Origin of the sequence: Pseudomonas putida (assembly GCF_028682475.1) — a bacterium.
GTDB classification, from domain to species: domain Bacteria; phylum Pseudomonadota; class Gammaproteobacteria; order Pseudomonadales; family Pseudomonadaceae; genus Aquipseudomonas; species Aquipseudomonas putida_AG.
On the sequence record NZ_JANHLE010000013.1, the window covers coordinates 45954 to 71389 of the forward strand.

The 25436-nt window shown below is 61.4% G+C and carries 25 protein-coding genes, 1 pseudogene and 1 riboswitch; of the genes and pseudogenes, 15 read left to right on the forward strand and 11 right to left on the reverse strand.

Features of this window, described 5'->3' with window-relative positions; all coding sequences use genetic code 11:
- Nucleotides 1-38: 38 nt before the first annotated feature.
- Nucleotides 39-1025 carry an NAD(P)/FAD-dependent oxidoreductase gene (locus NPS47_RS13070; RefSeq protein ID WP_274295335.1) on the reverse strand — a complete coding sequence of 329 codons (987 nt, stop codon included), beginning with the start codon at nt 1023-1025 and terminating at the stop codon, nt 39-41.
- Between the two features lie 188 nt (nt 1026-1213).
- On the opposite strand from NPS47_RS13070, the gene NPS47_RS13075 reads away from it, so the two are divergent.
- On the forward strand, nt 1214-2119 hold the full coding sequence (locus tag NPS47_RS13075; protein ID WP_274295336.1) for a TIGR01777 family oxidoreductase: 906 nt from the start codon (nt 1214-1216) through the stop codon (nt 2117-2119).
- 13 nt (nt 2120-2132) lie between these two features.
- Complete coding sequence (gene hemH / locus NPS47_RS13080) at nt 2133-3146, forward strand: ferrochelatase (protein WP_274295337.1); 1014 nt, start codon at nt 2133-2135, stop codon at nt 3144-3146.
- A gap of 77 nt (nt 3147-3223) precedes the next feature.
- Here the strand turns inward: hemH and NPS47_RS13085 are convergent, their stop codons facing one another.
- Together NPS47_RS13085 and upp are read right to left on the reverse strand one after the other, a co-directional pair.
- Nucleotides 3224-4486, reverse strand: coding sequence for a uracil-xanthine permease family protein (locus NPS47_RS13085; RefSeq protein ID WP_274295338.1), 1263 nt, complete (start codon nt 4484-4486; stop codon nt 3224-3226).
- Nucleotides 4487-4488: 2 nt separating this feature from the next.
- Nucleotides 4489-5127, reverse strand: coding sequence for a uracil phosphoribosyltransferase (gene upp / locus NPS47_RS13090; RefSeq protein ID WP_274295339.1), 639 nt, complete (start codon nt 5125-5127; stop codon nt 4489-4491).
- 163 nt (nt 5128-5290) lie between these two features.
- Between upp and NPS47_RS13095 the strand changes: the two genes are divergently transcribed.
- The 3 genes from NPS47_RS13095 to NPS47_RS13105 all read left to right on the forward strand — a co-directional run bounded on the left by NPS47_RS13095 (nt 5291) and on the right by NPS47_RS13105 (nt 6793).
- A complete protein-coding gene (locus NPS47_RS13095; RefSeq protein ID WP_274295340.1) occupies nt 5291-5848 on the forward strand; it encodes a hypoxanthine-guanine phosphoribosyltransferase in 558 nt (185 codons plus the stop codon).
- Between the two features lie 119 nt (nt 5849-5967).
- Nucleotides 5968-6435, forward strand: a complete 468-nt coding sequence (locus tag NPS47_RS13100; protein ID WP_274295341.1) for a hypothetical protein — start codon at nt 5968-5970, stop codon at nt 6433-6435.
- Between the two features lie 70 nt (nt 6436-6505).
- On the forward strand, nt 6506-6793 hold the full coding sequence (locus tag NPS47_RS13105) for a PA4642 family protein (protein WP_274295342.1): 288 nt from the start codon (nt 6506-6508) through the stop codon (nt 6791-6793).
- Nucleotides 6794-6847: 54 nt separating this feature from the next.
- On the opposite strand, the gene mqo is transcribed toward NPS47_RS13105, so the two are convergent.
- The gene (gene mqo, locus NPS47_RS13110) at nt 6848-8353 is read right to left on the reverse strand and encodes a malate dehydrogenase (quinone) (RefSeq protein WP_274295343.1); all 1506 of its coding nucleotides are present in this window, start codon (nt 8351-8353) and stop codon (nt 6848-6850) included.
- 750 nt (nt 8354-9103) lie between these two features.
- On the opposite strand from mqo, the gene NPS47_RS13115 reads away from it, so the two are divergent.
- Complete coding sequence (locus tag NPS47_RS13115; RefSeq protein ID WP_274295344.1) at nt 9104-9688, forward strand: YajG family lipoprotein; 585 nt, start codon at nt 9104-9106, stop codon at nt 9686-9688.
- Between the two features lie 71 nt (nt 9689-9759).
- Here the strand turns inward: NPS47_RS13115 and NPS47_RS13120 are convergent, their stop codons facing one another.
- Entirely contained in the window at nt 9760-9966 is a 207-nt protein-coding gene (locus NPS47_RS13120) for a hypothetical protein (protein ID WP_038614706.1), read from the reverse strand.
- Nucleotides 9967-10134: 168 nt separating this feature from the next.
- On the opposite strand from NPS47_RS13120, the gene NPS47_RS13125 reads away from it, so the two are divergent.
- On the forward strand, nt 10135-10395 hold the full coding sequence (locus NPS47_RS13125; RefSeq protein WP_274295345.1) for a hypothetical protein: 261 nt from the start codon (nt 10135-10137) through the stop codon (nt 10393-10395).
- 69 nt (nt 10396-10464) lie between these two features.
- Here the strand turns inward: NPS47_RS13125 and NPS47_RS13130 are convergent, their stop codons facing one another.
- A complete protein-coding gene (locus NPS47_RS13130; protein WP_274295346.1) occupies nt 10465-11628 on the reverse strand; it encodes a 1-acyl-sn-glycerol-3-phosphate acyltransferase in 1164 nt (387 codons plus the stop codon).
- A gap of 124 nt (nt 11629-11752) precedes the next feature.
- Between NPS47_RS13130 and NPS47_RS13135 the strand changes: the two genes are divergently transcribed.
- Genes NPS47_RS13135 through NPS47_RS13145 form a run of 3 tightly spaced genes read left to right on the forward strand, consistent with a single transcriptional unit; the run spans nt 11753 to nt 12831 of the window.
- The gene (locus NPS47_RS13135) at nt 11753-11935 is read left to right on the forward strand and encodes a CPXCG motif-containing cysteine-rich protein (RefSeq protein ID WP_010225771.1); all 183 of its coding nucleotides are present in this window, start codon (nt 11753-11755) and stop codon (nt 11933-11935) included.
- Entirely contained in the window at nt 11935-12195 is a 261-nt protein-coding gene (locus tag NPS47_RS13140; RefSeq protein WP_274295347.1) for a putative signal transducing protein, read from the forward strand. Before NPS47_RS13135 ends, NPS47_RS13140 begins: the two co-directional genes overlap by 1 nt.
- A 12-nt stretch (nt 12196-12207) precedes the next feature.
- A complete protein-coding gene (locus NPS47_RS13145) occupies nt 12208-12831 on the forward strand; it encodes an SOS response-associated peptidase (RefSeq protein WP_274295348.1) in 624 nt (207 codons plus the stop codon).
- 91 nt (nt 12832-12922) lie between these two features.
- Here the strand turns inward: NPS47_RS13145 and NPS47_RS25725 are convergent, their stop codons facing one another.
- Both NPS47_RS25725 and NPS47_RS25730 read right to left on the reverse strand, forming a co-directional pair.
- Nucleotides 12923-13765, reverse strand: coding sequence for a methyl-accepting chemotaxis protein (locus NPS47_RS25725; RefSeq protein ID WP_425313510.1), 843 nt, complete (start codon nt 13763-13765; stop codon nt 12923-12925).
- A gap of 12 nt (nt 13766-13777) precedes the next feature.
- Nucleotides 13778-15064, reverse strand: a pseudogene (locus NPS47_RS25730) (HAMP domain-containing protein); the annotation flags it as partial.
- 154 nt (nt 15065-15218) lie between these two features.
- On the opposite strand from NPS47_RS25730, the gene NPS47_RS13155 reads away from it, so the two are divergent.
- Entirely contained in the window at nt 15219-16034 is an 816-nt protein-coding gene (locus tag NPS47_RS13155; RefSeq protein WP_274295350.1) for a M48 family metallopeptidase, read from the forward strand.
- 83 nt (nt 16035-16117) lie between these two features.
- Here the strand turns inward: NPS47_RS13155 and NPS47_RS13160 are convergent, their stop codons facing one another.
- From NPS47_RS13160 to NPS47_RS13170, 3 genes are all read right to left on the reverse strand, one after another.
- Nucleotides 16118-16705 carry a TMEM165/GDT1 family protein gene (locus tag NPS47_RS13160; RefSeq protein WP_010225776.1) on the reverse strand — a complete coding sequence of 196 codons (588 nt, stop codon included), beginning with the start codon at nt 16703-16705 and terminating at the stop codon, nt 16118-16120.
- A gap of 87 nt (nt 16706-16792) precedes the next feature.
- Nucleotides 16793-16914, reverse strand: a riboswitch (yybP-ykoY riboswitch).
- Between the two features lie 38 nt (nt 16915-16952).
- Nucleotides 16953-17951 (reverse strand): class I SAM-dependent methyltransferase, encoded by a 999-nt coding sequence (locus NPS47_RS13165; protein WP_274295351.1) that lies wholly within the window; start codon nt 17949-17951, stop codon nt 16953-16955.
- Nucleotides 17952-18000: 49 nt separating this feature from the next.
- Complete coding sequence (locus NPS47_RS13170) at nt 18001-18966, reverse strand: 2-hydroxyacid dehydrogenase (protein ID WP_274295352.1); 966 nt, start codon at nt 18964-18966, stop codon at nt 18001-18003.
- A gap of 244 nt (nt 18967-19210) precedes the next feature.
- On the opposite strand from NPS47_RS13170, the gene NPS47_RS13175 reads away from it, so the two are divergent.
- From NPS47_RS13175 to NPS47_RS13190, 4 genes are all read left to right on the forward strand, one after another.
- Nucleotides 19211-19840 (forward strand): LysE family translocator, encoded by a 630-nt coding sequence (locus NPS47_RS13175; RefSeq protein ID WP_274295353.1) that lies wholly within the window; start codon nt 19211-19213, stop codon nt 19838-19840.
- A 123-nt stretch (nt 19841-19963) separates the two neighbouring features.
- The gene (locus NPS47_RS13180) at nt 19964-21646 is read left to right on the forward strand and encodes a fatty acid--CoA ligase (protein WP_274295354.1); all 1683 of its coding nucleotides are present in this window, start codon (nt 19964-19966) and stop codon (nt 21644-21646) included.
- Between the two features lie 337 nt (nt 21647-21983).
- Nucleotides 21984-23867: a DUF1302 domain-containing protein gene (locus NPS47_RS13185; protein WP_274295355.1), complete on the forward strand. Its 1884-nt coding sequence runs from the start codon at nt 21984-21986 to the stop codon at nt 23865-23867.
- 27 nt (nt 23868-23894) lie between these two features.
- Complete coding sequence (locus NPS47_RS13190) at nt 23895-25259, forward strand: DUF1329 domain-containing protein (RefSeq protein WP_274295356.1); 1365 nt, start codon at nt 23895-23897, stop codon at nt 25257-25259.
- Nucleotides 25260-25436 lie beyond the last annotated feature (177 nt).

A 25436-nucleotide genomic window follows, 5' to 3' on the forward strand; every position in this document is an offset into this window, starting at 1 on the left:
TTTTTGTACAGATATTTGTTGCGGCGTTGCCGGGTAGATCACTCCATGTGTTCGAGTAGCCTGCGCGCTGCTTCCTGGCCGCTGAGCCAGGCGCCTTCGACACGTCCAGACAGGCACCAGTCGCCACAGGCATAGAGACCCAGGTCGGCGTCGGCCAGGGCGCCCCATTCGTGGTTGTTGGCCGGGCGGGCGTACAACCAGCGGTGGGCGAGGGAGAAGCTGGGGGCAGGGACCACGCAGCCGACCAGCTCGGCGAAATCGCCCCAGAGCTGTTCGATCACCGCTTCCTTGCTCAGGTCGATGTGCTGCTTGCTCCAGTGTGAAGTGGCATGCAGGACCCAGGTGTCCATGTGTTCGTCACGCCCCGGTTTGCTGCGATTGCGCGCCAGCCAGTCCAGCGAGCTGTCCTGCACGAAGCAACCCTGCATCGGGGTGTCCAGCGGCGTCTCGAAAGCCAGGGCAATTGCCCAGGTCGGGTCCATCTGTACGTTGGCGGCAGTGGCGGCGAGTTTGGGCGCGGCACTGAGCAACTGGGTCGCCTGCGGTGCCGGCACCGCGACCACTACCCGGCTATACGGACCATGGCTGCATCCGTCGGTATCCTGCAAATGCCAGTACTGCTGACCACGGTAGACTTCGGCAATCCGGCAGCTGAAATTGACCGTCATGTCTTTGAGCAGGCCGCGGGTGATGGCACTCATGCGTGGCACGCCAACCCAGCGGGTCTGTTCGTCGGGGGAGGGGCTCAAGACGCCATTCTGGTAGTTGTAGAGTTGTGGCTTCCACTCTGCAACCCAGCCGGCTGCGACCCACTGCTGGACCTGATCGACGAAGCGCCGGTCGCGGGCAGTGAAATACTGGGCGCCGAGGTCCAGGGCGCCGGCATCGCTGCGTTTGCTGGCCATGCGGCCGCCGCTGCCGTGCCCCTTGTCGAACAGGTGGACGGTCTGCCCGGCTTTTTGCAGTGCCTGGGCCGCTGACAGCCCGGCGATTCCGGCACCGATGATGGCAATAGGTACAGTCATGATGGCCTCTTCGAACCTTATGGGTGCAGACTTCTCTTCCGCCGGGCAAACCTTTACATCTTGCAAGTTCTGTATAAGGTGCTTCCGTTCATTACCGCAGGTTGGCCTATGTTTATCCGAGAGTGTTCGGTCAAAAAAGTGCCTTGATCTTAAAAATAGACCAGGGCGCGCCATGTGAGGACACAGCCATGCATATATTGCTGACCGGCGGTACGGGATTGATAGGTCAACAGCTTTGCCAGCGCTGGTTGGCGCAAGGACATCGCCTGACGGTCTGGAGCCGGCGTCCTGAGCAGGTAGGTAAATTGTGCGGGGTCGGTGTGCAGGGCGTCGCCCGGCTCGAGGCTTTGAGTGAGGATGAGCCCATCGATGCGGTGATCAATCTGGCCGGCGCACCGATTGCCGATCGCCCTTGGACCGCGCGCAGGCGTGCGTTGCTCTGGAGCAGCCGGATCACCCTCACTGAACAGTTGATTGCCTGGCTTGAAAGCCGTCAGCAGCGTCCTGAAGTGCTGATCTCCGGGTCAGCGGTAGGGTGGTATGGCGACGGTGGTGAGCGTGAGCTGACCGAGGCCTCGCAGCCGGTCAAGGAAGACTTTGCCAGTCAGCTGTGCATTGCCTGGGAAGAAACCGCACAACACGTCCAGGCCTTGGGCATGCGTGTGGTGCTGGTGCGTACCGGCCTGGTGCTGTCGAGTGAGGGCGGCTTTTTGTCGCGCCTGCGCCTGCCGTTCAAACTCGGCCTGGGCGGGCCGATTGGCGATGGCCGGCAATGGATGCCCTGGGTCCATATAGACGACCAGGTCGCCCTGATTGATTTTCTCTTGCAGCACAAGGACGCCAGCGGTCCTTATAATGCCTGCGCCCCGGAACCTGTACGCAACCGCGAGTTTGCCAGGCGCCTGGGGCGCGTCCTGCATCGTCCTGCCTTGATGCCGTTGCCGGCACTGGTGCTGAAGGCCGGGTTGGGCGAGCTGTCGACCCTGCTGCTGGGCGGACAGCGGGCACGCCCGGTGCGCTTGCTCGCTGCGGGGTTCACCTTCCGCTTCAATGATTTGCAATCGGCGCTGGATGACTTGTCCAGGCGCCTCTGAAATAGGACGTTGCATGACCGATCACGCTCTGCTGCTGGTCAACCTGGGCTCGCCGGCCTCCACTTCGGTGGCTGATGTGCGCCGCTACCTCAATCAGTTTCTGATGGACCCGTACGTCATCGACCTGCCTTGGCCGGTGCGTCGTTTGCTGGTGTCGCTGATCCTGATCAAGCGTCCTGAGCAATCGGCTCATGCCTATGCCTCGATCTGGTGGGATGAAGGCTCGCCACTGGTGGTGCTGACCCGACGTCTACAAGCCGCCATGCGTGAGCACTGGCAGCATGGACCGGTGGAAATCGCCATGCGTTACGGTGAGCCGTCCTTGCCGACGGTGCTGCAGCGCCTGGCTGCGCAAGGCGTGCGCAAGGTCACCCTGGCGCCGCTTTATCCACAGTTCGCCGACAGTACGGTGACCACCGTGATCGAGCAGGCCAGGCAGGTCGTTGCCGAACACGCGTTGCCGTTGCAGATGGCCGTGTTGCGGCCATTTTATGACCAGCCAGAGTATATCGATGCCTTGGTGGAAAGTGCCCGGCCTTATCTGGAGCAGGATTACGATCATCTGCTGATGAGTTTTCATGGCTTGCCCGAGCGGCATTTGAAGAAGCTTGATCCGACCGGTAAGCATGATTTCCAGGCTGAGGATTGCTGTCGCGATGCTTCACCCGAGATGCTTGCTGTCTGCTATCGCGGCCAATGTCTGCGTACGGCGCAGGCGTTTGCGAAAAAAATGGGCATCCCTGATGGCAAGTGGTCGGTGTCGTTCCAGTCTCGGCTTGGCCGGGCTAAATGGATCGAACCCTATACCGAAACCCGCCTGGACGAGCTGGGTAAGTCAGGGGTGAAAAAGCTCTTGGTGATGTGCCCGGCGTTTGTTGCCGACTGCATCGAGACGCTGGAAGAGATCGGCGATCGCGGGCGCGAGCAGTTTGTGGCGGCGGGCGGCGAGGAGTTGGTGCTGGTGCCGTGCCTGAACGATCACCCGCAGTGGGTGCAGGCGTTGAAGGGGATGTGTGAGAAAGCCTGAGGGCTGATCGCGGGGCAAGCCCGCTCCCACAGGTGGTGTACACACCTCGGTGGGAGCGGGCTTGCCCCGCGATGCTGTTAGTCCTTTATCTTGTTCTTCCAGCCATCATTTCCAGGCAGCAGCAGGTTCAGGGCAATCGCCACCACCGCACACAGGGCGATGCCTTTGAGGCCCCAATCGTCCGGACCGGTACCGGTACCGACCAGCACGCCGCCGATCCCGAACACCAGGGTCACCGAAACGATCACCAGGTTGCGTGCTTCGCCCAGATCGATCTTGTGGCGGATCATGGTGTTCATGCCCACTGCCGCAATCGAGCCGAACAGCAGACAGAGAATCCCGCCCATCACCGGCACCGGAATGCTCTGCAGCAAGGCGCCGAACTTGCCGATGAAAGCCAGGGTGATGGCGAAAATCGCCGCCCAGGTCATGATCTTCGGGTTGTAGTTCTTGGTCAGCATCACCGCGCCAGTGACTTCGGCGTAGGTGGTGTTAGGCGGGCCACCGAACAGGCCGGCCGTGGTGGTGGCGATGCCATCACCGAGCAGGGTGCGGTGCAGGCCGGGCTTTTTCAGGTAGTCGCGACCGGTCACGCTACCTACCGCGATCACCCCGCCGATATGTTCGATCGCCGGCGCCAGGGCCACCGGCACGATGAACAGGATCGCCTGCCAGTTGAACGCCGGTGCAGTGAAGTGCGGCAAAGCCAGCCACGGTGCGGCGGCAATCTTGGCGGTATCGACCACACCGAAGTAGAACGACAGGCCAAAACCCACCAGCACACCGGCGATGATCGGCACCAGGCGGAAGATGCCCTTGCCGAACACGGCGACGATCAGGGTGGTCAGCAGTGCCGGCATGGAGATCATCATCGCCGTGCCGTACGGCAGCAGCTCGGTGCCATCGCCAGCCTTGCCCATCGCCATGTTGGCGGCAATCGGGGCCATGGCCAGGCCGATCGAGATGATCACCGGGCCGATCACCACAGGTGGCAGCAAGCGGTCGATGAAACCGGTGCCTTTGATCTTCACCGCAAGGCCGAGGAAGGTGTAGACGAAACCGGCCGCCATCACCCCGCCCATGGTCTCGGCCAGGCCGAACTGGCCTTTGGCGAGAATGATCGGGGTGATGAAGGCGAAACTCGAAGCGAGGAACACCGGTACCTGACGGCCGGTGACTATCTGGAACAGCAGAGTTCCCAGACCTGCGGTGAACAGCGCGACATTCGGGTCGAGGCCGGTGATCAGCGGCATCAGCACCAGCGCGCCGAAGGCTACAAAGAGCATCTGCGCGCCGGAGACGACCTGGCGCCAGAGCGGGTCGTTGAACTCATCCTGCATGTTCAGGCGTCCTTCTGCTTGGTACCGAAGATCTTGTCACCGGCATCGCCCAGGCCCGGGATGATGTAGCCATGCTCGTTCAGGCGCTCATCGATCGAAGCGGTGTAGATCTGCACGTCCGGGTGGGCCTTCTCGACCGTGTCGATACCTTCAGGCGCGGCAACCAGGACCATGGCGCGGATATCCTTGCATCCGGCTTTCTTCAGCAGGTCGATGGTGGCGACCATCGAGTTGCCGGTGGCCAGCATCGGGTCGATGATCAGCGCCAGGCGCTCGTCGATTTCCGGGGCGAGCTTTTCCAGGTAGGTGTGCGCTTCGAGGGTTTCCTCGTTGCGGGCAACGCCGACGGCGCTGACCTTGGCGCCTGGAATCAGGCTGAGCACGCCGTCGAGCATGCCGATACCGGCGCGCAGGATCGGTACTACAGTAATCTTCTTACCGGCGATTTTCTCGACCTGGACCTTACCGCACCAGCCTTCGATCTCGTAAGTTTCGAGTGGCAGGTCTTGGGTGGCCTCGTAGGTCAGGAGCGTGCCGACTTCCTGGGCGAGTTCGCGGAAGTTCTTGGTGCTGATATCAGCGCGGCGCATCAGGCCGAGCTTGTGACGGATCAGCGGATGGCGGATCTCACGGGTAGGCATAGGGAAAGCTCCGGGGGCGGGCAAAAAAACCGCGGTAGATTAATCTATTCAGCCGTGTGTGTCCTATAGGCATTCTGGACGTTAGTCCATAAATGCTTGATCTGACGCCCCCGGATGCGTACCTTTGCCCGCTTTTCTCATTTGCAGCCCCCTGGAGAGCGCCATGTCCGCTGATCTCGAGCATATCCGTCAAGTCATGCGAGAGGCTGACTGCCTGTACAACGAAGCCGAAGTAGAGGCCGCCATTGCCCGCGTTGGCGCGCAGATCAGCGAAGTGCTGGCCGAAAGCAACCCGGTGGTGTTCTGCGTGATGAACGGTGGCCTGATTTTCGCCGGCAAGCTGCTGACGCACCTGCAGTTCCCGCTGGAGTCGTCCTACCTGCACGCCACCCGCTACCGCAATCAGACCAGCGGTGGTGATCTGTTCTGGAAAGCCAAGCCGGAAGTCTCGTTCATTGACCGCGACGTGCTGATCATCGACGACATCCTCGACGAAGGGCACACCCTCAGCGCCATCATCGATTTCTGCAAGCACTCCGGCGCCCGCGCCGTGCACACTGCGGTGTTGATCGACAAGGATCACGACCGCAAAGCCAGTGCCGAGCTCAAGGCTGATTTCTGTGGTCTGAGCTGCGTTGACCGCTACGTGTTCGGTTATGGCATGGACTACAAGGGCTACTGGCGCAACGCCAATGGGATCTTCGCTGTAAAAGGACTCTAAGGACTGATCGCGGGGCAAGCCCGCTCCCACAGGTTGGATATGACCTCTGTGGGAGCGGGCTTGCCCCGCGATGGCGTGATCCCATGCTAGAGTGCCAGGCCGCCCCCAAGGAGCCTGACATGCGTGCAATTGTCCCCTTTCTGCTGCTACTGAGCATGCCCCTGGCTGCTGCCCCGCTACACAGTCAGTTCCTGCCTCCGGACGATCTGGCGCTACGCCAGGAAGCCCCCGAAGCCCAGCAGTTGCTGCAGGTCACCGACTATTCGGTGGTGGTGGGCAATCAGCGTCAATCCAACCAGCAGCCGATCCCGGTCACCTCCCCTTTGATCCTGCGTCTGAAGGGCAAGCCCCTGAGCAAGGGCGCCACGGTCAGCCAGGTGCTGATCAGTTTCGATGTCGAGAGCAAGAGCCTGAAAAAGCCGGTGTTCGATGACAAACGCAAGGTCCTGAGCCTGAACTACCCGATCAGTCAGTACCCGGTAATCGTCGACCTGCTGCGCAACAACACGGTCTATGTGCAATTTCTCAGTTATGCCAACGGCCACGTCTGGGCCGATGTGCATACCGGGGCCGTACGCGCGCGTTGAGTGGCGGTGCCGGGCAGGGGTAAACTGCCGGCCCGTGAAAATGTCCGTGATGGTTCAGTTGGAGTCGGCAATGCGTAAAGACAAGAAGCAAGTGATTGGGGATGAGATCAGCGACGAGTACGTCAAATCCTTCCTGCAGTTCGAACCGGCGGATGCCACTTCACCTTCGCTGCACAAACTGATCAAGGCCTATCGTGGCCTGCGCATCGACGACTTCGAACGCTTTGTCGGTTTCTTCGTCGAGGCCGGCCTGGATCTGGACGGTAAAGACGAGCAGGGCAAGACCTTCGTCGATCAGATCCGCGACCAGCGCAACGCGGCCGAGTACATCGAGATCATCGACAAGGCCCGCGGCTGATTGTCCTGAGCCCATAAAAAAACGCCCCGAAGGGCGTTTTTTTATGCCGGTGCGTTACGCGTAGTGCTGCGCCGGGCTGTTTTCGACCAGGCCCAGGACCTCGTCGTTGTGCGCGCTGATCTTGTGATAAAGCGCAGCGTCGGCGGCCAGGACCTTTTCCCGGGCCGGGAAAATTTCCTTGAGCTTGGCTGCCCAGGCACCCTTGGTCTGCTCGGGGAAGCAGCGTTCGATCAGCTCAAGCATGATCGAAACCGTCACCGAAGCACCCGGCGAGGCGCCCAGCAGGGCGGCCAGGGTGCCGTCCTTGGCCGCTACCAGTTCGGTACCGAACTGCAGGATGCCGCCTTTTTTCGGGTCTTTCTTGATGATCTGCACGCGCTGGCCGGCCACTTCCAGGCGCCAGTCCTCGGCTTTCGCCTCGGGGTAGAAGCGGCGCAGCGAGTCCAGACGCTGTTCCATCGACTGCATCACTTCGCTGACCAGGTACTTGGTCAGGTCCATGTTGTCGCGGGCCACCGCGAGCATCGGGCCGATGTTGCCCATGCGTACCGACAGCGGCAGGTCGAGGAACGAGCCGTGCTTGAGGAACTTGGTGGTAAAGCCGGCATACGGGCCGAACAGCAGCGAGGTCTTGCCGTCGACGACGCGGGTGTCCAGGTGCGGCACAGACATCGGCGGCGAACCGACCGCGGCCTGGCTGTACACCTTGGCCTGGTGCTTCTTGACCACTTCCGGGTTGTCGCAGCGCAGCCATTGGCCGCTGACCGGGAAGCCGCCAAAGCCTTTGCTCTCTTCGATGCCCGACTGCTGCAGCAGCGGCAGGGCCGCGCCACCGGCGCCGAGGAAGACGAAGCGGGCGTTGACTTCACGGCTGCTGCCGCTGTTGACGTCCTTGATGCTGACGGTCCAGCCACTGCCGTTACGGCGCAGGCCGGTGACCCGCTTGCAGTACTTGACCTGGGCATCCGGCGCGCTGGCCAGGTGCTTGAGCAGTTTGTTGGTCAGGGTGCCGAAGTTGACGTCGGTGCCTTTCATGACACGGGTGGCGGCGATTTTCTGGTCGGCAGGGCGACCCGGCATCATCAGCGGCATCCACTCGCTCATCAGCGCTTTGTCTTCGGTGTATTCCATCTCGCTGAAGGCGTGATGCTGCTTGAGCAGCTCGAAGCGCTTCTTGAGGAAATCGACGCCTTTGTCACCTTCGACGTAGCTCAGGTGCGGGACCGGGTTGATGAACGCCCGTGGCGAGCTGAACGCGCCTTTTTTGCTCAGGTAGGCCCAGAACTGCCGGGACACCTCGAACTGGGTGTTGATGTGCACCGCTTTCTTGATGTCGATGCTACCGTCGGCAGCCTGCGGCGTGTAGTTCAGTTCACACAGTCCGGCATGGCCGGTCCCGGCGTTGTTCCACGGGTTGGAACTTTCCGCGGCACCCGAATCCATCAACTCGACGACTTCCAGCTTGATCGCCGGGTCGAGTTCCTTGAGCAGTACGGCCAGGGTGGCACTCATGATGCCTGCCCCTACCAGTACTACATCGACTGCTTCGTTCTGCGCCATTTAACGCGTCTCCAAAATCTACAGCACCAAATTGACAGCATAGGATCTCTGGCTTGGCCAGGATCGCCATGTCCGATTCTTCGCAGTTTTTGCAACTTCAGCGGACACCGCCAAACGGGCTTTGCGTTGCCTATGAACGCATTTTAAGGCCGGTGCGGCAATTCGACTTATGGTCAAGGTGTCCGTCGTGCGTTATGGACCGGCCTCAGGCACTCATCCAGGATGCGCGCTGTTGCCAGCTGTTCAGGGCTGTTCGGGACACTTTAGGTGCTTTTGCACATGCCAGACTGTTCATTGCTCGCCACACTCTCGTGAAGTTGTGAAAACCCGTTTTTTCACGCTCTTTTGGAGTCGTGAACCTCAAAATGGGCTGCGCGATGGCAGACCCGGCAGGTTCAGGCAGAGCAGAGGGCCGAATATTGCAGGCACACTGGCTGGTGCAAGACCTGTGTGGAAGGCTCTCTGTGGGCGGTGCGGAGGATGCCGATGGTCAACATTGGCGGTGCTGCGAGGCCCGATCAGGAGACGTCCTTATAATCGGGGGGAGATTATAACGATGTCTCGGGCAGAAATGATCTTTATTAGCGACTTTTATTGATGCACGGTTCTTGGCCACCAGATGATCAAACGATTGCGGCCGCGAACTGACGGCGCTTGCGCCTGTCTTATTCGCTAATGGCACGGCGATGGCTGGGCCGCGTCGTGCTGGTTATACTGGCGGCCTTTGCTGCCTATTCTGGAGAGATGAGCATGTTGCAACGTTTGTTGTTCGGTTTGATCGCGGTGACCAGTCTGACCCTGGCCGGTTGTGCCCACAGCCCGCAACAACTCAGCCCGCAACCGAAACTCACCGCTCAGCTCGCGCCGGTCGGTCATGGCCAGCCGGTGGTGGTCAAGGTGGTCGATGGCCGTGCTTCGCAAACCCTGGGCACCCGTGGTGGCCTGTACCCGGAAACCAGCGCCATCACCGTGACTGGCAACGATATCCTGCCGAAGCTGCAAGCCCAGGCTGAAGCCGCTGTGCGCCTGCTGGGCTTCACCCCGACGCCAAACGCCTACAACGCGCCGCAGCTGACCGTGACCCTGGCCGAGCTGAAGTACCAGTCGCCCAAAGAAGGCATGTACGTGACGGAAGCCACCATCGGTGCAACCTTCAAAGCTGACGTGTCCAATGCCAACCGTCGCTACAGCGGCCGTTATGGTGCGTCCCTCGACCAACGCTTCGGCATGGCGCCCAACCAGGAAACCAACACCAAGCTGGTAGGCGACGTCCTCAGTGACGCCCTGACCCGTTTGTTCAAGGACCAGGCCATCGGCCAGATCCTGGGCGAGTAAGCCGGGCCGTTCGACTACAAACAAAAGCCCGATGGTTGCACTGCAGCCATCGGGCTTTTTGGTTTCTGGCTTCAGGCCGCTTCGACGTAGAAGTCCAGCACGCTGATGCCGGTCTGGCCATCGACCTCGGGCAGGTCGTCGTGGGCATGCCCGCCCAGGGCGCAGTACACCAGCCATTGGCGGTCCTGAACATTGAAGGCCAGGCCATCGATCAAGGCCTGCTGCTCGTCGCTCTGGGCGATCAGGTAGAGGCGGTCCTGGTTTTCGGCGTGCAGCATGACAAGCTCCGGTCCATTGCGAAGGCCGCTAGGGTGGACTGTGTTGATGACGAACGTATGACGGCGGGAATTATCGTCGTTTGTCGCAAAGGGCAGGAATACCCGCGGCGCTTGGGTAGAATGCGCGCCGTGTCGAGTGTTTCGATGTACTTCTTTTGAGGTTCTGCGATGTCGTTGCAAGTGATCTGGGGGCTGTTTGCCGCCCATCCGGCCAAGCTGATCAACCTGCTGGCCCTGGTGCTGACCTGTCCTGGCGGGCTGTTGCTGCACAGCGCCCGGCGTCGTGCGGCGCAAACCCTGGCCGGTATGGCCGCCGATGAAGCGGTGGTCGATGGCATGAGCCTGCGCATCAACCGCTTTTATTACATCCTCGGCTTTGCCTTCCTGGCATTGGCCTTGTTGCTCTCCTGGTTCAGTACCTGGGTTTGAACCGTAATCGCGGGGCAAGCCCGCTCCCACCGCAGTTAGTCCTGTGGGAGCGGGCTTGCCCCGCGATGATCAAAGCGCCAACCCGGCTTTAACCCGGTACTGATTACGCACCGGCGTCGCATACTGCTGCACCAGGTACGGCTGCTGCTCGACCGGGCAGGCATCCAGGCGGCGCTGCCATTCGGCCTGGGCGCGGGCCAGTTCATCGGCCGGGAACACCTTGGCCGCCGCCGGCACTTCCAGCGCAGGATCGGCCTCGGCCCATTGCGCATAGGCCAGGTAATGCACCGGGAACAACCGGTAACCGCCGAGAATCTGCCGATCGATTTCCGCCGCCAGTTGCTTGGTGTCCTCGAAGAACGCCGTCACCGGCGGGGCGAAGTTGATGTGCACCCGTCCCTTATAGCCGGTGATGCCCTGGGCAATGCTGATGTCGTCTTCCCCCGGCGCCTTGGTGTAGCTGCCGGTGGTGGCGCGGATGTACAGCTCGCGGGCCTTGGCCTGATCGCACGGGTCGTACTCGTAGCTGATCGATACCGGGCTCAGGTTCAGCGACTGGATCACCGCCCCGAACGGCTCGTCCTTACGGCTCATGTGGAACATTTTCAGGATTGCCGAATCGGTGCGATCGTCACCATCCTTGGCCCGGCCTTCAGCCTGGGCGATCCAGATCGACGCACCGTCGTTGCGGATCGAATGGTTGATGTAGGCTGAAAGCAGTTGGTAGGCCGCCAGTTTTTCCCGGCGTCCGCTGATCGAGCGGTGGACGATGAAGCTCTTGTTCAGGCGCATCATGTCGCTGACGAACGGCTTTTGCAGCAGGTTGTCGCCAATGGCGATCCGCGGCGTTGGCAGGCCGGCGTGGTACACCGCGTAATTGACGAACGCAGGGTCCATGACGATGTCACGGTGGTTGGCCAGGAACAGGTAAGCGGTGCCGGACTTGAGTTGCTCGACGCCGGTGTAGGTCACGCCGTCGGTGGCCCGTTCGATGGTATGGTCGACGTAGTACTCGACCTTGTCCTGCAGGGTCGAAACGCAACTGACACCGGCAAACTCTTTACGCAGGCGCCTGGCGATCAGCGGCTTGAGCAGCCAGCCGAACGCTCCGGCCATGCGCGGGAAGCGGAAGTGGGTGAGGATATCGAGGAATGCCGGGTCGCTGAGCAGGCGTGCCAGAACGGCAGGGACCTCAGCGTCGTCGTACGGTCGGATGGCATCGAATTCGCCCATCATGCTCTCTTGTTGGAAACGGCTAGGGTAATAGGTAGGGCCGGGGTTCGAAAAACGGCTCGAACACGCGCAGGTCCTGTAAATAGACCGGCAATTATACGCACAAGTCACTCGGGAGGCCGCGATGCTGGAAACTGCGATCTACGATTGTCCCTATTGTGGTGAAGAAGTCGAAACGACGGTGGACCTGTCTGGCGGTGACCAGGAATACATCGAGGACTGCCAGGTCTGCTGCAAGCCGATCAGATTCGTGCTTCAGGTGCATGGCGAGGAATGGATGCTGGACGTTTACGGTGAGAATGACTGATGCAGCGAATCTATGATCCGGAAAACCTGCTGGAAGCTGAAATGCTGATCGGCATGCTCGCCAGTGAAGGTATCCAGGTGCACCTGGTGGGTCGTGACCTGATGGGGGCCATCGGCGACTTGCCGGTGCACGGCCTGCTGGGCCTGGCGGTCGCCGATGAACAGGCCGACTGCGCACGCCAGCTGATCGCCGCGTACAATACTGCCCAGCCACTTGCGGGCGACGAACCGGAGAACATTCCCGGAACCCTGATTTGCTAGGTTTTTGCCCTCATGTGTGGACGTTATGCGCTGTTTCGCTGGTCTCCCGCCTTTGCTGCGTTGCCGGGATTTCCCGGTGATCAGCAGGCGCAATGGAATATCTCCCCTGGCGCCCAGGTGCTGATCCAGCGCCGCCTCGAAGCGGGCCAGCTGGAGCTGGCGCGGGCCCGCTGGGGGCTGACCCCGGCCTGGCTCACCGACTTGTCACGCACGCCCGCTCATGCCCGGGCCGAAACCCTGGCCGAGCAACCGATGTTTCGCGAGGCGTTTCGCCTGCGCCGTTGCCTGATGCCGGCCAACGGCTTTTATGAATGGCGCGGCACCCAGCGCAAGCGCCCCTATTGGCTGACGCCGGGGGAGGGCTCTTCGTTGTTCTTTGCGGCAATCTGGGAGGCGTATCCGGTGCAGGATCAGGTCTGGTTGAGCACCGCCGTGGTGACCCAGGCGGCGGTGAATCAGCGGCGGCCGCTGATGCTCGATGCGGCAGGGCAGGCCGCCTGGCTCGATCCTGAGACGCCAGTGGCGCGCTTGTACGAGCTGCTGGCGAGCAGCCAGGCCCCGCTGCGGGAGCGGGTGCTGGCCAATTTCGTCAATGATCCCAACCTCAATGGGCCGGAGTGCCTGACCCCGGCTTAACTGTGGGAGCTGGCCTTGCCAGCGATGCAGGCGCCGCTCAACACCTGGCACCGCAACGATGCCATCGCCGGCAACGCCGGCTCCCACAGGGTTACACCCTGAACTGATTGATCAAACGCCGCTGCTGCTCGGCCAGCTTGGTCAACTCGGCACTGGCAGTACTCGACTCATCCGCCCCGCCAGCCACTTCATTGGCCACCTGCCCAATGTTGATCACATTGCGGTTGATGTCTTCAGCCACCGCACTCTGCTCTTCCGCAGCGCTGGCGATCTGGGTGTTCATGTCATTGATCACCGACACCGCCTGGGTGATGCTCTCCAGTGCCTCGGCGGCGCGGGCCGCCTGCTGCACGCTGTCATCGGTCTTGCCCTGACTGTCTTCCATGACCCGCACCACATCGCGGGTGCCTTGCTGCAGTTGCTGAATCATCTGCTGGATTTCTTCCGTGGCCTGCTGGGTCTTCTGCGCCAGATTGCGCACCTCATCAGCCACCACGGCAAAGCCGCGACCCTGTTCGCCGGCGCGTGCCGCCTCGATGGCCGCGTTGAGTGCCAGCAGGTTGGTTTGCTCGGCAATGGCGCGAATGGCCGTCAGGATCGCATTGATGTTCTCGCTGTCGCGGGCCAGGGTCTGCACCACACCAACCGCCCGGCCAATCTCTTCGGCCAGGGCGCTGATCGAGTCTGAAGTGTTACGCACGATCTGCAGGCCCTGGTGGGCCGCCTGATCGGCGTTACTGGCGGCCTGCGCGGCATGGGTGGCATTACGCGCCACATCCTGGGCGGTAGCGGTCATTTCGTGCACGGCGGTGGCCACCAGGTCGATCTCGGCCATTTGCTTGTGCACGCCCTGGTTGGTGCGGATGGCGATGTCGGCAGTGTGCTCCGAGGAATCGCTGACTTTCTGCACCGAGGCCACTACCTGGCTGATCATCGCCTGCAATTTGGCCAGGAAGGTGTTGAAGCCCTTGGCGATCGAGCCCAGTTCATCGGCGCGGTCGCTGCTCAGGCGGCGGGTCAGGTCGCCTTCGCCCTGGGCAATATCGTCGAGCATCGCCACCATCTGGCGCAGCGGACGGGCGATGCCGTGGGCCAGCAGCCAGATCACCAGCAAGCCGAGGGCGGCGATGCCCAGGCCCATAAGGGTCATGCCGGTGAGGTCGGTGCTGCGCTGGGCACTAAGTTCGTCCTGAAGCTTGGTTACATCCGCCATTACCGCGCTCAGTGGCAATTCCAGCAGCAGGGTCCAGCGCGCATCGGTATTGCCGATCTTGAACGGCAAGTACAACTCGATGCGCCCGGCGTTCTGATTGACTTCGTAGCGCAGGTTTTCACCGCTGAGCTGGCTCAGGGTTTTGGCGACACTGGCATCGAGGGTATCACTGGCTTTCTCGCCGAACTTGCTCGGGTCTTTGGTAAACGCCACCAGGCGACCGTTGCCGGAGACCAGTGCCAGTTCGCCGGCACCGTCATAGAGTTGTTTGTCAGCAGTGTTGAGCAGCTCCTGGATGAAGTTCACCGACAGGTCGGCACCGGCAATCCCCTGGAACTGGCCGTCGATCAGGATCGGTTCGACGAACGAGGCGAGCATGACCATCTTGTCGCCCACCTTGTAAGGCGCCGGGTCGATCACGCAGGCCTTTTTCGATTCTCGCGAGCACAGGTAGTACTCACTGGCACGGACACCGGTGGCGAGAACGGTCTGGTCGTTGACGTCGGCCAGTTTGTCCAGGCCAAGGCTGCCGTCATCGTTACGGAACCACCAGGGCAGGAAGCGCCCGTTGGCACTGTCGATACCGCTGATGGCGGTGCCGACGAAGCGGCTGTCATCATGGTCCAGGGCGTTGGCTTCCCAGCCCAGGTAGGTGCCGAGGATCAACGGGTTGGTCACGGCGGTCTGCTTGAGCAGGGCGATCAGTTGGTCGCGCTCGATCCTGAGCAGCGCATTGCCGTTGGCATCCTTCATGCCCAGCATGGCGTTGCTGGTGGCCAGCCCGCGGGCGATCAGCAGCGGCGCTTCCAGGCCGCGCTGGATTTCGCTGACCTGGGTGCGGGCCAGAGCGGTCAGGCGTTGTTCGATCACTGCCTCGAACTGCTGCTGGGTGCGGGTCTGTACCAGTTCCTGGGTACGCTGGCCGGAATACACGGCGTAAAGTACCAGGGCGGCAACTATGCTTAAGACTATGGCGCCGGCCAGGGCCGCGACGGAAAACTGGATCGACCTGAACTTCATGAAGGGCTCCAAGCACAAGAAATTTCGTCTGCCTTGGGTTATCGGCGTGTGCGGGACAAAGCATGAGTGCCGTGCGGAGAATTCTTCGTGCGGGGTGTGGCGGGCTCAACCGAGTCGGCCTAGGATACGCGGCATGTTCGAACGGAGTGTTTTCATGCGTAAGTCATTAGTTATCGGCGCCCTGAGCGCCAGCGTACTGCTTTCCGGATGCCAGGCAGTGAACACCACCAGCGGCGGCGCCGTGGGTGTCGAGCGTAAGCAATATATGTTCAGCATGCTGTCGACCGACGAGGTCAACCAGATGTATGCCCAGTCGTACCAGCAGACCCTGGGTGAAGCGTCGAGCAAGGGTGTGCTCGACAAGACCAGTGCCCAGGCCAAGCGGGTTCAGGTGATTGCCGACCGGCTGATTGCCCAGGCGCCGAAGTTCCGCCCGGATGCGGCGCAGTGGAACTGGGAGGTCAACCTGATCAAGAGTGACGAGCTCAATGCCAACTGCGGTCCTGGCGGCAAGATCTTTTTCTACACCGGGCTGATCGACAAGCTGAAGCTGACCGATGACGAGATCGCTGCGGTGATGGGCCATGAAATTGCCCACGCCTTGCGCGAACATGGCCGTGAAGCCATGTCCAAGGCCTATGGTGTGCAGATGGCGCGTCAGGGCGCAGGCGCCTTGTTGGGGCTGGGCCAGGATAGCCTGGCAATTGCCGACACCGTGGTGCAGTACAGCATGACCCTGCCCAACAGCCGCGCCAACGAGAACGAAGCCGATCTGATCGGCCTGGAGCTGGCCGCTCGTGCCGGTTACAACCCCAATGCCGCGATCACCCTGTGGGACAAGATGAGCCAGGCATCGGGTGGTTCGCAGCCAGAGTTCATGAGTACTCACCCGGCTTCGGCCAGCCGTCAGGCGTCGTTGCAGGCGGCGATTCCGAAGGTGATGCCGTTGTACGAGCAGGCCAGGAAGTAAACGGCCTATCGCCGGCAAGGCCGGCTCCCACAAAGGCCAGGCCCTGTGGGAGCCGGCCTTGCCGGCGATGAATTCAACACCAATCAGCCTATCCAGCCACTGACCTGCATCGCCGAGTAAACCGCCACGGCGGCCAGTACGAAGAACGCGGCCGACGCCAGGCGACGGATCAGGGTCAAAGGCAGTTTCTCGGCGGCAAAGTTGCCCGCCAGCACGACCGGCACGTTGGCAATCAGCATGCCCAGGGTGGTGCCGATGATCACCATGATCAGGTGCGGATACTGGGCCGCGAGCATCACCGTGGCGACCTGGGTCTTGTCACCGATTTCGGCGATGAAGAAGGCAATCAGGGTGGTCAGGAACGGACCGAAGCGCCGCGCGGTGCTGGCTTCGTCGTCATCCATCTTGTCCGGGATCAGCGTCCACAAGGCAGTGGCCGCGAAGCTCGCAGCGAGGATCCAGTGCAGGGTGGCGGCGGAGAAGAAGGTGCTGACCCAGGCGCCGACAGCGCCGGCAGCCGCATGGTTGGCCAGGGTCGCGGCGATGATGCCGGCGATGATCGGCCAGGGCTTGCGGAAGCGGGCAGCGAGGATGAGCGCGAGTAATTGGGTCTTGTCGCCAATTTCGGCAAGGGCCACGATCGCGGTCGGGACGAGCAATGATTCCAGCATCAGGATTCCTACGGGGGCGGGTCGACACGGCTATGACACGTACAGCCTTCCCGCCCCGGGTAAGGTGTGCGTGTCATAGGTCTTGTCAAACCCTGGGTCCGTCTGTGCGGACCGTGGGTCGCACGCGCCATGGTCTGTGGACCAAGTATGTTGACGCGTACCGGGCGAGCTGGGCGCTCGCGGGAGACTACTCCCCTAGGACGGAGCGGATTCTGCCTAGGCAAATCCGATTCGGCAAGCGCTGATTTTATCCGCGTGTTGCCTGGTAGATGCGAAAGCCTTGCCCCTCGTCGCGTATCCGGCAATTGCCCAGTGCTTCTTCGATCAGCGGTTGATAGCGCAGGAAGCTGTTGGCGACCAAGCGCATTTCTCCGCCTTTTTTCAGATGATCGGCTGATTTTCTCAGCAGGTTTTCCGAGGCCTGGTAATTGGTGTGAACGCCGGTGTGGAACGGCGGGTTGCTCAGGATCACATCCAGATCGCGGGGGGCGGCATCGATGCCGTCACCGCAGATCACCTCACCTTCCAGACCATTGGCCGCCAGGGTCAGGCGGCTGCTGGCGACGGCAAAGGCGTCGACATCGAGCAGGGTGATCCGGCTCTGTGGATAACCACGTTTGATGGCTGCACCGAGCACGCCGGCACCGCAGCCGAAGTCGAGGACATGACCGACCGGCAGTTGATCAAGGTTTTCCAGCAGCAGGGCGCTGCCGCGATCCAGACGGCCGTGGCTGAACACGCCCGGCAGGCTGACGATCTTCAGTGGCCCGTCAGCCAGTTCCAGCTCGAAATGTTCGGCCAGGCTTTGCAGTGGCTTGAATTGCGGTGCGTGTTCTACGGTGACCTGCCACAGCTGGCAGTGGCGGGCGCTGTCGAGCTTGCGTGGCTTGCCAAAGGCATGCAGCTGTTTTGCCGCGCCTTCGATGCCGCCGCGCTTTTCCCCGACCAGGTACAGCTCGCGTCCAGCCAGGCGCGAGGCCAGGGCATTGAGCAGGTAGCTGGCCAGGTCGCGCGATTTGGGCAGGAACAGTACGGCAGCGTCGAACGCCTGGGCAGGCGCCTCTACGCCGAAATGGCTGCGACCGCCAAAGCGCGCATCGATAGCCGCCTGATCGCCGGCATGCCAGCTCCAGCCGTGGGCGGCCGGCAGCTTGCCGAGCAGGTCGTCGGCGGGCAGGCCTGCGAGCAACAGCGAGCCCTGGAAAAGCTCGGCCTGACGAAGCAACACTTCACTGCGCGGGTCCATGGGTGGGGCTCCTGAAAAAGTGGCGCAGTTTATCAGAGCCAGGCGCGGCTTAACCGACCTGTCGACGCGGGCTGCCGGCAAAAAACGCCTCGGCGTTTTCGCACAGCTGTTCGACGATGCGCTGACGTGACTCCACCGCGCCCCAGGCGCTGTGCGGGGTGACGATCAGGCGCGGGATGTCTTTGGCCAGTAACGGGTTGCCATGGACCGGCGGCTCGACACTCAACACATCGGTGGCGGCACCGCCCAGATGACCGGCGCGCAAGCTATCGGCCAGCGCCTGCTCGTCGATCAGACCGCCGCGGGCGGTGTTGATGACGAAGGCGCCGGGCCTGAGTAACGCCAGTTCGCGGGCGCCGATCAGGTTGCGGGTGTGTTCGTTGAGCGGGCAGTGCAAGGTCAGCGCGTCGACCTGAGGGAGCAGTTCTTCCAGCGGCAGGCGGTCTTCGCGTGGCGGGCGCCCGGGCAACTGTCCGAGCAGCACGCGCATGCCAAAGGCTTCGGCCAGGCGCGCCACGGCACCGCCCAGTTCGCCGTGACCGAGCATGCCGAGGGTCTTGCCCTCCAGCTCGACGATCGGGAAGTCCAGCAGGCAGAACTGCTTGGCCCGCGCCCATTGCCCCTCGGCCACGGCGTGTTGATAGTCCGGCAGGCGCGTGGCCAGCGCCAGCAACAGGGCCAGGGTGTGCTGAGCGACCGACGGTGTGCCGTAGCCCTGGCAGTTGCTGACCACAATGCCCTGCGCCTGTGCAGCCTGCAGGTCGACATTGTTGGTGCCGGTGGCAGCCACCAGGATCAGCTTCAGGTTGGGGCAGGCAGCCAGGGTGCTGGCGTCAATCATCACTTTGTTACTGATGGCCACGGTAGCGCCCAGCAAGCGTTCCATCACCTGATCGGGGGCGGTGGCCGCGTATAGTTGCAGCTCGTCGAAGCAACCGCGCAGGCGATCCAGGCTGAGATCGCCCAGGTCCAGGGAGTGATGGTCGAGGAAAACAGCGCGGCGCAGGGTGGACATGGAAGCTCCTGTGAGTGACGGGCGGGCTCAGGTCGAATAGGCAAATTATCGTCTTTTGCGGCCTGATTCCAATCCATCCTACTGGCAGCAGCCTTAATCTGTGGGAGCGGGCTTGCCCCGCGATGCGGTGTGACTGTTGCTAGCGCAATCGCGGGGCAAGCCCGCTCCCACCGGTTGTTACTTGGTGTGTCTAAGGCGTAATGTACTTTTCTTCTGACTTCACCCACTGCCGCAAGGAGCCCCCATGTACTGGGCTGAATTTCTGACTGTTGCCTTGATTCACCTGCTGGCCGTGGCCAGCCCCGGTCCCGATTTTGCCGTGGTGGTCCGCGAGAGCGTTACCCACGGGCGCCGCGCCGGCACCTGGACGGCCTTTGGCGTGGGTATGGCGATTTTCCTGCATGTCGGCTATTCGCTGCTGGGCATCGGCCTGATCGTGTCGCAATCGATTGTGTTGTTCAACGCCCTCAAGTGGCTGGCCGCCGCTTATTTGCTGTACATCGGTTTCAAGGCCTTGCGCGCAGGTCCCGCCGCACCCGGCAGCGATAGCGTGCAGGCCTCGACGGTCGAGCGCACGCCGCGAGCGGCGTTTGTCGCCGGCTTCATGACCAATGGCCTGAACCCCAAGGCCACGCTGTTCTTCCTGTCGCTGTTCACCGTGGTGATCAACCCGCACACGCCGCTGGCGATCCAGGCCGGTTACGGCGTGTACCTGGCGGCCGCCACCGGTCTGTGGTTCTGCCTGGTGGCCATGCTGTTCAGCCAGCAGCGCGTGCGCGCAGGCTTTGCGCGTATGGGCCACTGGTTTGATCGCACCATGGGCGCGGTGCTGATTGCCCTGGGTGTGAAGATCGCCTTCACCGAAATGCACTGATGGCAATTTGCCTCTAGCGATTTGCCCGGTCAAATCATTCCTTCGGCTGATTTGGCCGGCGTTGCGGCGTTCTAGAGTGGGTCATGTCTTGCCCAGCTCGTGCACTCTAGAAAAGGGACTCCTATGTTGCAGACTCGTGTCATTGCGCCTGCCGAGGGCGCTTATCAGTTTCCACTGTTGATCAAGCGCTTGCTGTTGTCCGGCAGCCGCTACGAGAAAACCCGCGAAATCGTTTACCGCGATCAGTTGCGCTACAGCTACCTGACCCTCAACGAGCGCATCGCGCGCCTGGCCAACGTGCTGACCGAGGCCGGGGTCAAGGCCGGTGACACCGTGGCGGTGATGGACTGGGACAGCCATCGTTACCTGGAATGCATGTTCGCGATCCCGATGATCGGTGCGGTGGTGCACACCATCAACGTGCGCCTGTCACCGGAGCAGATCCTCTACACCATGAACCACGCCGACGACCGCTTCGTGCTGGTCAACAGCGATTTTGTCGGCCTGTACCAGGCCATCGCCGGGCACCTGACCACGGTAGAGAAAACCCTGCTGCTGACTGACGGAGAGTCCAAGACCGCCGATCTGCCGAACCTGGTGGGCGAGTACGAGCAATTGCTCGCCGCCGCCAGCCCGGTGTATGACTTCCCTGATTTCGACGAGAACTCGGTCGCCACGACCTTCTACACCACCGGTACCACCGGTAACCCCAAAGGTGTGTACTTCACCCACCGGCAGCTGGTGCTGCACACCCTGGCTGCCGCGTCGGTAACCGGCAGCATCGACAGTGTGCGCCTGCTGGGCAGTAACGATGTGTACATGCCGATCACCCCGATGTTCCACGTGCATGCCTGGGGCATTCCTTATGTGGCAACGATGCTGGGGATCAAACAGGTCTACCCTGGGCGTTACGAGCCGGAAATGATGTGCCAGCTGTGGCGCAACGAGAAGGTTACCTTCTCCCATTGCGTACCCACGATCCTGCAGATGCTGCTCAATGCCAAAGGCGCGCAAGACCAGGACTTCGGCGGCTGGAAAATCATCATTGGCGGCAGTGCGCTGAACCGCGCTCTGTACGAAGCTGCCAAGGCCCGTGGCATTCAACTGACCGCCGCTTACGGGATGTCCGAGACCTGCCCGCTGGTCTCGGCCGCCCACCTCAACGACGAGCTGCTGGCCGGCAGCGAGGATGAGTGCATCACCTACCGGATCAAGGCCGGTGTGCCGGTGCCGTTGGTGGAAACGGCGATTGTCGATGGTGAGGGCAAATTCCTCCCCAACGATGGCGAAACGCAAGGCGAGCTGGTACTGCGCGCGCCCTGGCTGACCATGGGCTACTTCCGCGAGCCGGAAAAGGGCGCCGAACTCTGGCAGGGTGGCTGGCTGCACACCGGTGACGTGGCCACCCTCGACAGCATGGGCGTGATCGACATTCGTGATCGCATCAAGGATGTGATCAAGACCGGCGGCGAGTGGATCTCCTCGCTGGAGCTTGAAGACCTGATCAGCCGTCATCCGGCGATTCGCGAGGTGGCGGTGGTCGGGGTCGCCGATCCGCAGTGGGGCGAGCGGCCGTTTGCCCTGCTGGTCGTCCATGAAAACCAGGCCATCGATGCCAAGGCGCTCAAGGAGCACCTCAAGCCTTTTGTCGAGCTCGGACACATCAACAAGTGGGCGATTCCCAGTCAGATTGCCCTTGTTACTGAAATTCCCAAGACCAGCGTCGGCAAGCTCGACAAGAAGCGCATCCGCCTGGACATCACTCAGTGGCAAGCCAGTAACAGCACGTTTCTCTCGACCCTGTGATGGCTCGCGGGTCGTGCCCGATCGGGTGCGACCCGCAGGCTAGACACATATTCGCCTTGTCAAATGACATTTTTCAGCCATTCTTGCCCAGCCAGCACAGCGGCAGGTGTGCAACACCATGCCACAGGGGCAGACATGCAAATCACACTTTAGAGGGATCAAGCACCCGTACCTGCTGGCTATAGTCGGGTCAGGGGATTTTCAGGAATGGGGGGCAGCACATGAATGTGCCCAGCCACTTGCTCGACGATCAAGGTGCGCTCACACCTGTCGAACAAAGCGTTTCTGCAAAGGACTCACTGCCATAAAAATAAAGAAAGTACATGGAGTAGCGTCGATGACATCAGTAAATCTGTTCTGGCGCCGGGCGAAACTGCCTTTGGCCGTCAGCCTCGCTTCTACGCTCGCCGGTCCTGCATTCGGCGTCAGTTTCAACATCGGTGAAATCGAAGGGTCGTTCGACTCGTCGCTGTCCGTGGGGGCCAGTTGGTCGACGGCTAAACCGAACGAGAACCTGATTGGCGTCAACAACGGCGGCAAAGGCTTGTCGCAGACCTCCGACGACGGCCACCTGAACTTCAAGCGCGGTGAGACCTTCTCGAAAATCTTCAAGGGCATCCACGACCTGGAGCTCAAGTACGGCGATACCGGTGTGTTCGTGCGTGGCAAGTACTGGTACGACTTCGAGCTCAAGGATGAACACCGCGAGTTCAAGGACATCAGCGACTCCAACCGCAAAGAGGGCGCCAAGTCCGCCGGTAGCGAGATCCTCGACGCCTTCGTCTATCACAACTACTCCATCGCCGATCAGCCAGGTTCGGTGCGTCTGGGCAAGCAGGTGGTCAGCTGGGGTGAAAGTACCTTCATCGGTGGCGGTATCAACTCGATCAACCCGATCGACGTGGCCGCCTTCCGCCGTCCTGGCGCCGAGGTCAAGGAAGGTCTGATCCCGGTCAACATGTTCTATGTGTCGCAGAGCCTGACCGACAACCTCTCGGCCGAAGCCTTCTACCAGATCGAATGGGACCAGACCGTCGTCGACAACTGCGGCACGTTCTTCTCCCAGCCTGACGTGATCGCCGACGGCTGTACCGACAACCTGCGCCTGCTCAACAGCAGCCGCAGCCTGCCGCCACAGGCCCTGGGTTTCCTCGCCAGCCAGGGCGTCGACATCAACACCGAAGGTGTGAAGGTCGACCGTGGCCCGGACCGCGATGCGCGTGACAGTGGCCAGTTCGGCGTGGCCATGCGCTACATGTTCGAGCCGCTCGATACCGAGTTTGGCGCCTACTTCATGAACTACCACAGCCGTGCGCCGATTTTCAGTGCCACGGGCGCCTCTCCGTCAGTCTATGCCGGGCTGTCGCGCCTGCCGGCGTCACTGCGGCCCCTGGCGCCGTTGATCGTTGCGGGCAACTCGCAGTACTTCGTCGAATACCCTGAAGACATCCGCCTGTATGGCCTGAGCTTCTCCACCACCCTGCCTACCGGCACCGCGTGGAGCGGTGAACTGAGCTACCGGCCTAACGCGCCGGTCCAGCTCAACACCACCGATATCCTCTACTCCGGTGTCACGCCAATCCCGGGCTTTGGCAACGCGTCGCTGCTCAAGGGCGTTCCAGGCCAGGACCAGCATGGTTACACCCGTAAGGAAATCACCCAGTTCCAGACCACGCTCACCCACTTCTTTGACCAGGTGATGGGTGCCAGCCGCCTGACCGTGGTCGGTGAAGTCGGTGTTACGCACGTCGGCGGCCTGGAAAACGCGCACAAGATGCGCTACGGCCGTGACCCGGTCTACGGTCCAGGGCCGCTGGAGCCTACCGGCCCGGTGAATACCTGTGAGTTCCTCAATGGTCGGACCATCAGTGGTGCTGGCAACAATGCCTCTTCGGCCAACCTCTCGCGCAAATGCGAGAACGATGGCTTTACCACCAGCACCTCCTGGGGCTACCGCGCTCGGGCGATCTGGGACTACAACGACGTATTCGCCGGGGTCAACCTCAAGCCTAACGTGGCCTGGTCGCATGACGTCTCCGGTTACTCCCCGGGCCCTGGCGGCAACTTCGAGGAAGGGCGCAAGGCGATCAGCCTGGGTCTGGATGCCGAGTACCAGAACACCTATACCACCAGCCTGTCGTACACCAACTTCTTCGACGGCAAGTACACCACCGTGGATGACCGCGATTTCATCGCCCTCAGCTTCGGTGTGAACTTCTAAGAACACGGATTCAGGACGAGCATGAACATGAAAATGACCAAGAATCTGCTGCAAGCCGGTGTGTTGGGCCTGTCGCTGCTGGCAACCGGTGTCATGGCGGCGGTGTCCGCCGACGAGGCCGCCAAGCTGGGCACGACGCTGACGCCGATGGGTGCGGAAAAGGCCGGTAATGCCGACGGTTCGATCAGCGCCTGGAAGCCGCTGGCCACCAATGCCGGCGCCGTTGATGGCAAAGGCTTCCTGGCCGACCCGTACGCCGGCGAAAAGCCGCTGTATACCATCACCGCGCAGAACGTCGACCAGTACAAGGACAAACTGTCCCCGGGTCAGATCGCGATGCTCAAGCGCTACCCGGACAGCTACAAGCTGCCGGTCTACCCGACCCACCGTGGGGCGACCGTGCCGGCTGATGTGTTTGCCGCGATCAAGGAAAACGCCACCAAGACCAAGCTGATAGAGGGCGGTAACGGTCTGGAGAATTTCCACACGGCGGTGCCGTTCCCAATTCCGAAGAGCGGCCTGGAAGCGATCTGGAACCACATCACTCGCTACCGTGGCGGCAGCGTGACCCGATTGGTAACCCAGGCCACACCGCAAACCAACGGGTCGTATAGCCTGGTGTACTTCAAGGACCAATTTGTCTTCCGCGACAAAATCAAGGATTACAACCCGGCCGAGCCAGGTAACGTGCTGTTCTACTTCAAGCAGAATGTAACGGCACCAGCGCGTCTGGCTGGCACCGTACTGTTGGTTCATGAAACGCTTGACCAAGTCACGGAGCCGCGCAAAGCGTGGGTCTATAACGCCGGTCAGCGCCGGGTACGTGCCGCGCCACAAGTCTCTTATGACGGCCCAGGTACTGCTGCTGATGGCCTGCGCACTTCCGATAACCTGGACATGTTCAACGGTGCACCGGATCGCTACGACTGGAAGCTGGAAGGCAAGAAAGAGCTGTACATCGCCTCCAACAGCTACAAACTCGACGATCCAAAGCTCAAGTACAGCGACATCATCAAGGCCGGGCACATCAACCAGGACTTGACCCGCTATGAGCTGCGCCGCGTCTGGCACGTGGTCGCCACCCTCAAGCCAGGCCAGCGTCATATCTACGCCAAGCGTGACTTCTACATCGACGAAGACACCTGGCAGGCTGCAGTGATCGACCAATACGACGGTCGCAATCAACTGTGGCGCGTTTCCGAAGCCCACTCCCAGGACTACTACAATGTCCAGGTGCCGTGGTACACCCTGGAAGCCATCTATGACCTGCAGTCGGGTCGTTATTTGGCTCTGGGCATGAAAAACGAAGAGAAAAGTGCCTACGATTTTGGTTTCACTGCGTCAAAAGCTGACTTCCAGCCCGCAGCGCTTCGCCAGGAAGGTGTGCGCTAAGCTTCAAACCTCCGTGTGATCTCCCAGAACGCCCCGGCTTGCCGGGGCGTTTCTGTTTGCGCGGCCTGCCTGATCCGGGATTGTCGCTTTTTGTTGTAGTCTTTTTTCCGCAAAACGCGGCAATCATCTTCAAATGTGCGTTTTTAACCGCTAGTCTGCGCTGACCCGTACTGCCGA